The following is an 11,773-nucleotide window of genomic DNA, read 5'->3' on the forward strand; positions in this document are numbered from 1 at the left end:
CGATGTTACCCGGCGTGGGCGGAGGTCCTCTGACCGTGGCGGCGACCGGGCTGCTCGCGCTGATCGCGCATGCGCCGCAGCCGACCCACCAGCATCGGGTCGTACGCCTGCGCCTCGGCGGTGTCGATCAGCCGTCCCAGCAGCTGGTAGTACCGCGCCGGCGACATCTGGAGATCGGCGCGGATCGCCTCCTCCTTGGCGCCGGCGTGCCGCATCCACGCGCTCTCGAAGTCGAGCAGGGCGCGGTCGCGGTCGCTGAAGGGCACTCCTCCACGCTAGCCGCGCGCGGTCGCGGGACCGGCGCGCCACTCCACGAACGCGCCGAGCGGGTCGACGACGGCGATCGGGCGAGCGTCGAGTCCGAGCACGAACCCACCACGCCACTCGTCGGCATGCAGCGCCGGCCGCCACGCATCGTGCAGACCGGCGGGATCGATCGTCACCCACCGCCACGGCCCGCCCGCCAGCACCGGGAGGATCCGCTCGCGCCCGGCCCGCGGGACGTGCGGCAGGAGGCCGGGAGTGGTCACGACCAGGGTCGCGTCCACGGGCGCCTGCCGCGCGGCCTCGCGCACCACGTCGGGGTCGGAGGCGTCACCGGTCCAGATGGGCGCGGGATGCGCCGCGGCGATGTCGAGCGCGGCGCGGATGCGCTCCTCGCGGCCCGTCTCGCCCGGCCACACCAGGGCCCGGAGGAACGCGCGATCCGCCCGGTCGCGCGGATCCAGGGGGGCGAGATCGACCCCGGCGCGCCACACGACCTCGGGCAGGCGGACAGCCGCGTCGCCGGTGAGCCGCGACTCGAGCACGACCGCGGATGCTCCGGCGGACGGATCCAGCGCCGGACCGTCCGCGTAGCGATACGAGTACCGATCCGGATGCAGGCACAGTCCCGCGCTCGCGCCGAGCTCGAGGAGGGCGATCGGCCCCTCGATCTGCGACAGCGCCGGCAGCAGGGCCGCGCACCGCAGCGGCTCGTTGGTCTGCAGGGAGCGCCGCGAGGCTTCGTCGACGACCTCGTCGATGTGCGGCTCCAGCCAGTCGGCCCACGCGGCGGCATCCGTCTCGGGGGCACCCAGCATGCGGCAGATCGCGAACACGAGCGGCGGCTGGCGGCGCGTCGCCGGAATGCGCGCGAGGAGCCGGGCGATGGCGGGGTCCGCCGCGACGCGGGCGGCCCACGCGGCGTACAGCGCACTGCGCCCGGGCGCCTCGTCCCGTGCGAAGCGGCCGTAGCGATCCGCGACCTCGTGCTCGTCGGTGCTCATCGGCTCCATTCTCCCGGCAGACGCTCAGCGAGCGCGGAACAGTCGCACAGGCCCTGCTGTTGAATGGATACGACCGAGGAGGACCCATGACGTACAACGTCGACCACAGCGACGATCACTGGCGCGAGAAGCTCACCGCCGAGCAGTACGCGGTGCTGCGTCAGGCCGGCACGGAGCGGGCCTGGACGGGCGAGCTGCTCGACGAGCATCGCGCGGGACTGTACACGTGCGCCGCGTGCGAGGCCGAACTGTTCCACAGCGGCACGAAGTTCGACTCGCACTGCGGCTGGCCGAGCTTCTACGAGTCGGTGCGGCCCGAGGCCGTCGAACTGCTCGAGGACCGCACCTACGGCATGGTGCGCACCGAGGTGCGCTGCGCGAACTGCGGCTCGCACCTGGGGCACGTCTTCCCGGACGGCTTCGGCACCCCCACCGGCGACCGCTACTGCATGAACTCGATCTCGCTGTCCTTCACGCCCCACGAATCCGCGTAGGACTCCCGTCAGCGGCGCCGACGCCGCCGCCAGGGTGCCGCCGCGACGACGACCGAGATCAGGGCGACCGAGACCATGAGCGATTCCTGCACGATCCCGGGGCTCGCCGGCGCCGGCCACACCGCGTCCAGCAGCACCGAGGTCACGAGCTGACCGACGACCGATCCCAGGCCGAACAGCAGCACCCCGGTGTACTGCACGAGCGCGGCCGACAGGAAGATGTACACGACGCCGAGCGCGCCGCCGGTGTAGAGCCACGCCTCCGCCGGCAGCGGATCCGGCCGGCCGGCGAAGGCGATGCGGATCGCGGCGGCGACCGCGAGCACGAGCGTCCCGCCGGCGAAGTTGACCAGGGTCGCCGTCAGCGGGGTCCCCACGCGCTGGCGGAGCCGGCCGTTGGTGGCCTGCTGCCATGAGATGCCGGCGCCCGCGAAGAACGGCAGCGTGAGCATCCACCACGGGATGCCTCCGACGCCGCCGCCGGACAGCGAGATCGTCACGGCGCCGAGCGCGAGCGCACCGCCGACCACACGGGGGATCGTGACGGCGACGGCGCCGCCGGGGCCGTACCCGATCCGGTCGAGCACGAGCCCGGCGAGCGTCTGGCCCGCGACCACGCCGACCGTGAACAGCGACACGCCGATGAGTCCGACGGCGAGCCCCTGCGTGGCGACGGTGAGGGCGCCTGCGGCTCCGCCGGCGAGCATCCACCACGGGATGCCTCCGGTGCGCACGCCCCTCAGCAGCGTGGCCGCTCCCCGTCTGCCGGCCGGGAACACCAGCGACAGCACCACGAGGATCGCGAAGCCCGAGCCGAACGAGATGAACGCGGCGGTGAAGCCGTCGTCGATTCGGACGCCGAGCTGCCCGTTCGCGCGCGCCTGCAGCGCCGTGAGCGCCCCCACGACGACGGCGCCCGAGACCGCGAGCCAGCCGGGCAGAGGCACGCTGCGGGAGACCCCATCGTCTTCGGTCGCGTTCATGGAGCCGACTACGGGACTCGAACCCGTACCGCGCGATGACAAGTCGGGGTCGACGCCAGACACGAGCCGACTACGGGACTCGAACCCGTAACCGCCCGATTACAAGTCGGGTGCGCTACCAATTGCGCCAAGTCGGCAGAGCAACCAGTCTACCGGCGCGGCGTGCGGGGACCGTGCGCGCTCCGGCTACGGCGTCGCGGTCGCCGTCGGGGTGGGCGTCGCCTGGTAGTACGCGTCGCTCGCGAGCGTGAGCACGAACTGCGCGAACTCCTTCGGGTCCGTCAGCGACCCGACGTAGGGGGTGCCGTTGACCAGGACCGTGGGCGTTCCGGTGAGCGCGAGGCCGTCGGTGCCGGGCAGCCCCTCGAGGGCGTGCTCGGTGGCCTCCTTGGCCCAGCCGCGGTACACCTGGTCCTCGATGCACGTGCGCACCGTCTTGGGGTTCTGGGCGCCCGAGGCGATCGCCAGCGACGCCAGCTCGCTGTCGTCGTAGCCGCCGGAGTCGACCTCGGGCTGCTGCGTGAGCAGCGCGTTGTTGTACGCGAAGAACGTGTCGGGCGAATGCGTCGCCACACACGCGGCGGCGCCGGCCGCACGCAGGGAGTACTTGGTGCCGTTCGACTTGGCGGTGAGCATCGACACCGGGTAGTACGTGAGCGTCGCGGCATCCTCGGTGACCCACTTGGCCAGCTGCTGCACGTTCGCCACCTGGAAGTCGCGCGATGCCGTCGAGAGGTAGTCGACGTACACGCGGATCTCGACGGCGGGGCGCTCGGTCGGCGTCGCCTCGGGCTCGGCGGTGTCCGAGGGGCTGGGGGTCGCGCCCTGCACGACGTCGCTGCTGAGGGCGACACCGGCGACGGACGTGACGGCGAAGCCGTCGTCGGCCATGTTCGCCGGGGACCGGAGCGGCTGCGAGGCGTCGGACGAGACGACCCACGTGACCACCGACGCAGTCACGGCGACCACGACGATCGCGACCAGCGAGACGGTCGTGATGCGGATGCGGCGTGCGCGCCGCTGCCGAGCCTGCACCTGCTGCGCCTTCTCGCGAACGGCGTCGCGACGCTCGCTCGGACTCGGCGCGTTCGATGGATCGTCGCTCGACATGGAACCTCTCGGGAATGACTGTGGACCGGCATGCGGCAGGGGTCGCACGGGACGCGACCGCAGACGATGCTAACCAGGGTGGCTGGGAAATGCCCAGACAGGCGCTCCATGGCCGCCGAACCCGGCCGATTGCCCGATCTGGCATACTGAGGGGAGCGCCCGATGGCGGGCGCGGCGGGTTTGCCCCCGCTCATCCTCACTACGGATCGTCCGGCACGTACCTGCCGGTGAAGGAGAAAGAAACAATGGCGACCGTCACTTTCGACAATGCGACGCGTCTGTACCCCGGGGGCACGCGCCCCGCGGTCGACAAGCTCAACCTCGAGATCGCCGATGGCGAGTTCCTGGTTCTCGTCGGCCCCTCGGGCTGCGGCAAGTCCACGTCCCTGCGCATGCTGGCCGGCCTCGAAGAGGTCAATGCGGGCCGCATCCTGATCGGCGACCGCGACGTCACCGATGTCGCTCCCAAGGACCGCGACATCGCGATGGTGTTCCAGAACTACGCGCTGTACCCGCACATGACCGTCGCCGAGAACATGGGCTTCGCTCTGAAGATCGCCGGTGTCGGCAAGGAGGAGCGCGCGCAGCGCGTCCTCGAGGCCGCCAAGCTGCTCGACCTCGAGCAGTACCTGACCCGCAAGCCGAAGGCCCTCTCGGGCGGCCAGCGCCAGCGCGTCGCCATGGGCCGCGCGATCGTGCGTCAGCCCCAGGTGTTCCTCATGGACGAGCCGCTGTCGAACCTCGACGCGAAGCTGCGCGTCCAGACGCGCACCCAGATCGCGTCGCTGCAGCGTCGCCTCGGCGTCACCACGGTCTACGTCACCCACGACCAGACCGAGGCGCTCACGATGGGCGACCGCATCGCGGTGCTCAAGGACGGCATCCTCCAGCAGGTGGGCACCCCGCGCGACCTGTACGAGAAGCCCGAGAACGTGTTCGTGGCCGGCTTCATCGGCTCGCCCGCGATGAACCTGTTCCCGGTGCCGCTGACCGAGGGCGGCATCCAGTTCGGCACCCGGGTCGTCGGCATCGACGACGCCACCAACAAGGCCCACGGCAGCGAGGTGACCGCGGGTGTCCGCCCCGAGGACATCATCGTCAACCCCGAGGACGGCAAGGGCCTCTCGGTCGTCGTCGACCTGGTCGAGGAGCTCGGCGCCGACGGGTACCTGTACGGTCACACCGACATCGAGGGCAAGCGCACCGACATCGTCGCGCGCGTCGACGGCCGCAACCACCCCGACGCGGGTGAGACCGTCGTGCTCGCGCCCGTGCCGCACCACGTGCACGTCTTCGACATGGAGTCGGGCGAGCGCCTGACCTCGGCTGCGATCGCCTCGGCCTGACCAGATCCACACCTCATCGCGGCGGCGCGGGCGGATGCACATCCCCCGCGCCGTCGCGCCGTCTTCGGGAGGGTCCGTGCCCGATGCCCTGAGCATCACCGCGAGCAGCGTCGATCCGGGACTCCTCGGCCTGCCCTGGCAGACGCCGCTGGGCGATTGGCCGTCTCACACCATCGTCTACCTGCCCAAGGGCATCTCGCGCCATCTCGTGCGGTTCGCGAGCCTGTCGGGTCGCGTGGTCGCCATCAAAGAGACGACCGGGCCGATGGCGCGCCGCGAGTACGACATGCTCGGCAACCTCGCCCGCCTGGACGCCCCCCGCGTGGAGCGCGTGGCCGTCATCGACGGCCGCCGCTCCCCCGATGGCGAGCCGCTGCCGGCGGCCCTCGTCACCGCGCACCTGAAGTTCTCGCTCCCCTACCGGGCGCTGTTCACGCAGGTCCTGCGACCTGACACCGCCACGCGCCTGGTCGACGCGCTGGCGGCTCTGCTGGTGCGCCTGCACAACGTCGGGTTCTTCTGGGGCGACGTCTCGCTGTCGAACACGCTGTTCCGGCGCGACGCCGGAGCGTTCGCCGCGTACCTCGTGGACGCCGAGACAGGCGAGCTCCACGAGGGCGGGCTCACGCGCGGTCAGCGCGAGCACGACCTCGAGATCGCGCGCACCAACATCGCCGGCGAGATCATGGACCTCGAGGCCGGCGGACGCCTCGAGGGCGGCGTCGACGCGCTCGCGATCGCCGACGGCATCGTGGGGTCGTACCGGTCGCTGTGGGCGGCCCTCACCGACACCGAGACGTTCGGCGTCGACGAGACGTGGCGCATCACCGAGCGCGTCCAGCGCCTGAACACCCTCGGCTTCGACATCGGCGAGATGTCGATCCAGTCCACCGCCGACGGCACGCGCGTCTCGATCGAGCCGAAGGTCGTGGATGCCGGCCACCACCAGCGTCGCCTGCTCCGCCTGACGGGCCTCGACGTCGAGGAGAACCAGGCGCGTCGCCTGCTGAACGACCTCGACGAGTTCCGCGCCCGCGTGTCACGGCTCGGCGACGACGAGGAGATGGTCGCGCACGAGTGGCTCACGCGTGTGTTCGAGCCCGTCGTCAAGGCGATCCCGTTCGATCTGCGCGCCAAGCTCGAGCCGGCCGAGGTCTTCCACCAGGTGCTCGAGCACCGGTGGTACATGTCGCAGGCACGCGGACGGTCCGCTCCGCTGGCCGAGGTGCTCACCAGCTACGTCGAGGACGTGCTCCGCCACCGGCGGGACGAGGCGACGCTGATGGGCCCGCCCACCGACACGGTCTCGCTGCCGGTCATCACCGCCGATCTCGACATCATCGGCGAAGACGAGGAAGACGAGATCGACTGGCGCGACCTGGTCTGACGCTCCGCGCCAGACCCGTCAGTACCCGACGGTGAAGCGCTCTCGCACGTGACGCGGGGTCTCGATCTCGTCGACGATGGCGATGGCGAAGTCGGCGCCCGAGATGAACGATGCACCTTCGTCGTGGGTGACCAGCACCTCTCCACCGACGCGATAGCCGCCGGTCCGCTCACCGGGGTTGTACGAGCCGAACCCCGCCGCCGGGTGGATGTAGAACCAGTCACGGCGACCGCCGTGGGCCTGCAGGTCCTCGAGGACCCCGATCGCCTCGAGCGCCTCGGGCTTGGCCGCCTCGGGGAAGAACGGCTGGTCGACCACTCGTTCTCCGCCCGGAGCGATCAGACTCCCTCCGGCTCCGCCGATGACGCCGAGGCGCACATCCGCCGGCAGCTCGGCGACGAGTTCGGCGATCGCCGGACGCAGCTTTCCGAGCATGTCGCCTCGCGGCGCCACCGCCGAGATCACCACGTCCACGCCTTCGAGCTCCGACACGAGGGTCGGAACATCCAGGACGGTGCCCTCGACGTAGGTCGCCCCGTCGATCCGTTCGGCGGGCAGCGTGCGGGCCACCGACACGACCGTGTGGCCTCTGCTCACGGCCTCGGCGACGATGTGACGTCCGGCGTAGCCGGTTCCTCCGATGACGGCGATGCGGGCCATGGTGTTCCTCTCGTCGGCTCTGACACGTTCAATCCTCGCACCACCGGTTTCATTCCCCGGCATGCATGAACGGATGTCAGCTGGACGCCGATGACGCGCGGCCGCCGGGGGCGGCGAAGGTCCCGTCCCCGGCGGTCGTGCTCGTAGCTAGTCTTTCCAGCCGCGCGGGTTCTCGTCGGTCTCGGCGTTGCGTCGCTCGAGCTCGGCGGCGAGCGCGGCCGCGGCCTCGGGGTACCGCTCGATCACGTCGTAGGACTCGCTCGGGTCGGCGTCGAGGTCGAACAGCCACGGACCCTTCGAGAACGGAGTGGCGAACGACGTGCCGCTGACCCCGTACAGGTACGGCTGAGCGGCGTAGTACTTGAAGCGGCCGTCGCTGACGGCGAGCAGCTTCTTGCTCGCGTAGTAGTAGTAGAACTCGCTCACGGTGTCGCTCGTGCCGGCGAGGACGGGTGCCATGCTCGTGCCGTCGAGCGTGCGATCGGTCGGCGCGGGGATGTCGAGCCAGTCCAGCAGCGTCGGCAGGACGTCGGTCCCCATCGCCATCGTGTCGACGGTGCGACCGCCCTCGATGCCCTCGGGCCAGTGGACGAGGAACGGCACGAGCGTGCCGCCCTCGGAGATCGAGCCCTTGCGACCGCGGTGGTCGCCGCCGTCTCCCTGGAACCACGGGCCGTTGTCGCTCGTGACCATGATGATCGTGTTGTCCAGCTGCCCGGTGGCCTCGAGTTCGTCGACGATGCGGCCGATGCCGTCATCGAGTCCTTCGACGACATCGCCGTAGAGACCGGCGTCCGATCGTCCCTGGTTCTCGGCGGCCGCGTAGAGCGGCTCGTGCGGGAAGTTGTGCGCGAAGTAGAGGAAGAAGGGATCCTCGGTCTCGCCTGCGGCACCGACGAACTCGACGGCGCGGTCCGTGTACAGCTCGTCGAGCTGGGTCTGGTCGACCGTCTCCAGCACGACCTCGCGGTCCTCGTAGATCTGGAACGGAACCATGTCGTTCGAGTACAGCGAACCCAGGAACGAGTCGAACCCGAAGTCGTTCGGGGTCGAGCCTTCGGTGTCGCCGATGTGCCACTTGCCGATCATCGCGGTGTCATAGCCGGACGCCTGGAGGATGTCGGGGATCGTGAGCTCCGCCTGGGTCAGCCCGAACGTGCCCGTCACGACGTTGATGAGGCTGGTCACGCCTTCGTTGGGGAAGAGCACGTCCGGAACCGCCGCCCGCGGAGCCATGCGGCCGGTCAGGAGGGCCGCACGCGACGGCGTGCACACGGCGGAGGGGGCGTGGTAGTTGGTCATGACGACGCCGTCGGCCGCCAGGGCGTCGAGGTTCGGCGTCTGGATGGGGGTGTCGCCCATGAAGCCCAGGTCGCCGTAGCCCAGATCGTCGTAGTGCACGAGGAGGACGTTCGGCGTCTCGCCCGATACCGGCATCGTCGCGCTGAGCTCGCTGACGTACTCCTCCTTCCTCGCCTCGTGCTCGGGCGAGTCGTCGGGGCGGTTGGTCGCCAGCTCGAAGAGCGCATAGCCGACGCCTGCCATCAGCAGCGTCGCGGGCAGCGCGAGGATCAGTCCCGTGCTCTTGAGGATCCGCTTGCCGAGACCCCCCTTGCGGGCGCGCTTCGCGGGCGGCCGCTCGGCTGCCTCCTGATCGGTCGCGGACACGGGCTCGGGGGGCAGTTCTGTCGACATCGTCGCCGGGGGCCTTTCACGGGGTCAGCAGCGCAGGCTCGCGCGCGCCTCGGGCCGGGAGGCCCTCGGCGGACACGGTTCGGGTACGCGCTGCGAAAGCAGGACCGGAACAGTGTGCCTCCCGCGCGGACGAAAGTCAACCAGGTGGTGGAGTTTCGGCCCCGGAGCGTTTCCACGACGTCGACGCGCCCGGCGGACGCGGTCGAATGACGTGCGTCAGAACGACGGCGGCGTGTGCCAGATGCGGTCGATGTAGTCGCGCATCGAGCGGTCCGACGAGAAGAATCCGCACCGCGCCACGTTCAGGATCGCCGACCGCGTCCACGTGTCGGCATCGGCGTAGGCGGCATCCACCCGCTCCTGCGCGGCGATGTACGCCGCGTAGTCGGCCAGGACCATGAAGCGGTCGTTGTAGAGCAGATTCGAGATCACCGGCTCGAACACCGACCGGTCCCCGCCCGAGAAGGCGCCCGACGCGATGAGGTCGATCGCGCTGCGCAGATTCGGGTCGGCACGATAGAAGTCGCTCGGCACGTACCCCTTCGCCGCCAGCTCCTCGACCTCGGGCTCGGTCATGCCGAAGAGGAAGAAGTGATCGTCGCCGACGAGCTGACGGATCTCGACGTTGGCGCCGTCGTCGGTTCCGATCGTGAGCGCGCCGTTGAGCGCGAACTTCATGTTGCCGGTTCCCGACGCCTCCTTGCCGGCGAGCGAGATCTGCTCCGACAGATCGGCCGCGGGGATGATCCGCTCGGCGAGGGTGACGTTGTAGTTCGGCGGGAAGAGCACCTTCAGGCGCCCCTCGACCGCCGGATCGGCGTTGACGACGCTGCCCACCTTGTTGATGAGGTGGATGATGTCCTTCGCGATGCGGTAGCCCGGCGCGGCCTTCGCTCCGAAGATGAAGGTGCGCGGCGTGACCTCCGAGATCGGCACGCGCCCCGAGACGATCCCGTCGTACAGCGTGACGATGTGGAGCAGCTTCAGCATCTGCCGCTTGTACTCGTGCAGGCGCTTGACCATGACGTCGAGCATGTGGGTGTCGTCGACCTCGAGGCCGTCCCGCTCGAGCAGGACCCGGTTCAGCCGGCGCTTGTTCGACGCCTTGACCTCGGCGAAGCGCTCGCGGAACTCCGGGTCCTCGGCGTACGTCTCGAGTTCGCGCAGCCGGTCGAGGTCCGTCACCCAGCCGGGACCCAGCGCATCGGTGATGAGCTCGCTGAGCGACTTGTTCGCCAGCCGCAGGAACCGGCGCGGCGTGATGCCGTTGGTGACGTTGGTGAACTTGCCCGGATAGAACTCGTGGAAGTCGTGCAGCACCTTCTCGCGCAGCAGCTGCGAGTGCAGCTCGGCGACCCCGTTGACCTTGACCGACGCGACGGTCGCCAGGTGCGCCATGCGCACCGAGCGCTCGGGGTGCTCGCCGATGATCGACATGTTGCGCACGCGCAGCTCGTCGTCGCCGTAGCGCTCGCGCACCGCGGCGAGGAACTCCTCGTTGATGCGGTAGATGATCTCGAGGTGGCGCGGCAGCAGCCGGCCGAGCAGATCGACCGACCACACCTCGAGGGCCTCGGGGAGAAGCGTGTGGCACGTGTACGCGAAGCACCCCTGCGTGATCTCCCACGCCTGCTCCCACTCCAGGCCGCGCACGTCGACGAGCTGCCGCATGAGCTCGGGGACGGCGATGACCGGGTGCGTGTCGTTCAGCTGGAAGATCGCGCGGTCGGGAAGCTTGGTGAGGTCGTAGTCGGGCGGGAGGACCACGTCGAGGAAGTCCGCGATCGACGCCGCGGCGAAGAAGTACTGCTGCTGCAGGCGCAGCTCCTTGCCCTGCGGCGTGGAGTCCTCGGGGTAGAGCACCTTGGAGATGTTCTCGGCGAACGTCTGCGCGCGCACCGCCTCGGCGTAGTCGCCCGCGTTGAAGATGCGCAGGTCGAACGCCTTCGTGGCCTGCGCGCTCCACAGGCGCAGCGTGTTGACGCGGCCGTTGAGGTAGCCGGGCACCATGTAGTTGTACGGGATGGCCAGGACGTCCCAGTCCGGGATCCAGCGCGTGCGGGTCACCCCGTCGTCGTCGTACTGCTCGGTGCGACCGCCGAACGAGATCGTCTGCGCGGCCTCGGGGTGGGGGAATTCCCACGGCGAACCCATCGAGAGCCAGCGATCGGGCTTCTCGACCTGCTGGCCGTCCTCGAACGTCTGGCGGAAGATGCCGTACTCGTAGCGGATGCCGTACCCGATGGAGGGCACGCTCATGGTCGCGAGCGAGTCGATGAAGCACGCCGCGAGGCGTCCGAGCCCGCCGTTGCCCAGGCCCGGCTCGACCTCCTGCGCTCGCAGATCGGCGATGTCGATGCCGCACTCGGCGAGGGCCTCCGCGGCCACGTCCTCGAGCCCGGTCGCGAGAAGGCTGTTGCCGAGCTGCCGGCCCAGCAGGTACTCGGCCGACAGATAGCACACGCCCTTGGCCTGGGAGACGAGCTGGCGACGGACCGTCTCGAGCCATCGCGCCATGAGGTAGTCGCGCACCGTTCGCGCGAGCGCCAGGTACTGGTCGTTGACGCCCGAAGCCGACAGCGCGACGCCCTGACCGAAGTTCAGGTTGTCGAGGAACTGCTTCACGAACCCGTCGACGGTGTTCGGCGGAGCCGTGACGGGAGCCTTCGCGAGCGGGTGGCGCTCTTCGCGCGAGTGGGCGATGTGGTGCGCGGGGGCGTTCTCAGACACGATATGAAACTACTCCGCTCCCGCCGCCCGCGGGGCACGGTCGCGAGCCCGACGCGCAGAATTTACACGTCCGCCGCACGCCGCGCAGCCTGCGCCCAGG

Annotated in this window: 10 protein-coding genes and 1 tRNA gene; 3 read left to right on the plus strand and 8 right to left on the minus strand. The window is 70.1% G+C overall.

Annotated elements, in window-relative coordinates; translation table 11 throughout:
- Positions 1–5: 5 nt before the first annotated feature.
- Together HD594_RS14470 and HD594_RS14475 are read right to left on the minus strand one after the other, a co-directional pair.
- Positions 6–266: a DUF3263 domain-containing protein gene (locus HD594_RS14470; RefSeq protein WP_184751612.1), complete on the minus strand. Its 261-nt coding sequence runs from the start codon at positions 264–266 to the stop codon at positions 6–8.
- A gap of 9 nt (positions 267–275) precedes the next feature.
- Positions 276–1,268, minus strand: coding sequence for a DUF2332 domain-containing protein (locus HD594_RS14475; protein ID WP_184751613.1), 993 nt, complete (start codon positions 1,266–1,268; stop codon positions 276–278).
- An 86-nt stretch (positions 1,269–1,354) separates the two neighbouring features.
- Between HD594_RS14475 and msrB the strand changes: the two genes are divergently transcribed.
- A complete protein-coding gene (gene msrB, locus HD594_RS14480) occupies positions 1,355–1,762 on the plus strand; it encodes a peptide-methionine (R)-S-oxide reductase MsrB (RefSeq protein WP_184751614.1) in 408 nt (135 codons plus the stop codon).
- An 8-nt stretch (positions 1,763–1,770) separates the two neighbouring features.
- Here the strand turns inward: msrB and HD594_RS14485 are convergent, their stop codons facing one another.
- The 3 genes from HD594_RS14485 to HD594_RS14495 form a co-directional block, all read right to left on the minus strand.
- Positions 1,771–2,745: a DMT family transporter gene (locus HD594_RS14485; RefSeq protein ID WP_184751615.1), complete on the minus strand. Its 975-nt coding sequence runs from the start codon at positions 2,743–2,745 to the stop codon at positions 1,771–1,773.
- Positions 2,746–2,809: 64 nt separating this feature from the next.
- Positions 2,810–2,882, minus strand: a tRNA-Thr gene (locus tag HD594_RS14490).
- Positions 2,883–2,931: 49 nt separating this feature from the next.
- Positions 2,932–3,855: a DsbA family protein gene (locus tag HD594_RS14495; protein WP_184751616.1), complete on the minus strand. Its 924-nt coding sequence runs from the start codon at positions 3,853–3,855 to the stop codon at positions 2,932–2,934.
- A gap of 245 nt (positions 3,856–4,100) precedes the next feature.
- On the opposite strand from HD594_RS14495, the gene HD594_RS14500 reads away from it, so the two are divergent.
- Positions 4,101–5,201 carry an ABC transporter ATP-binding protein gene (locus HD594_RS14500; RefSeq protein WP_184751617.1) on the plus strand — a complete coding sequence of 367 codons (1,101 nt, stop codon included), beginning with the start codon at positions 4,101–4,103 and terminating at the stop codon, positions 5,199–5,201.
- 76 nt (positions 5,202–5,277) lie between these two features.
- Positions 5,278–6,588, plus strand: a complete 1,311-nt coding sequence (locus HD594_RS14505; RefSeq protein ID WP_184751618.1) for a DUF4032 domain-containing protein — start codon at positions 5,278–5,280, stop codon at positions 6,586–6,588.
- An 18-nt stretch (positions 6,589–6,606) separates the two neighbouring features.
- Here the strand turns inward: HD594_RS14505 and HD594_RS14510 are convergent, their stop codons facing one another.
- The 3 genes from HD594_RS14510 to HD594_RS14520 all read right to left on the minus strand — a co-directional run bounded on the left by HD594_RS14510 (position 6,607) and on the right by HD594_RS14520 (position 11,673).
- Positions 6,607–7,248: an NAD(P)-dependent oxidoreductase gene (locus HD594_RS14510; RefSeq protein WP_184751619.1), complete on the minus strand. Its 642-nt coding sequence runs from the start codon at positions 7,246–7,248 to the stop codon at positions 6,607–6,609.
- 147 nt (positions 7,249–7,395) lie between these two features.
- Positions 7,396–8,916 carry a sulfatase-like hydrolase/transferase gene (locus tag HD594_RS14515; protein ID WP_184751620.1) on the minus strand — a complete coding sequence of 507 codons (1,521 nt, stop codon included), beginning with the start codon at positions 8,914–8,916 and terminating at the stop codon, positions 7,396–7,398.
- A 243-nt stretch (positions 8,917–9,159) separates the two neighbouring features.
- On the minus strand, positions 9,160–11,673 hold the full coding sequence (locus HD594_RS14520) for a glycogen/starch/alpha-glucan phosphorylase (protein ID WP_184751621.1): 2,514 nt from the start codon (positions 11,671–11,673) through the stop codon (positions 9,160–9,162).
- Between the last annotated feature and the right edge of the window lie 100 nt (positions 11,674–11,773).

This window comes from Microbacterium thalassium (assembly GCF_014208045.1).
In the GTDB taxonomy this organism is placed as follows: domain Bacteria; phylum Actinomycetota; class Actinomycetes; order Actinomycetales; family Microbacteriaceae; genus Microbacterium; species Microbacterium thalassium.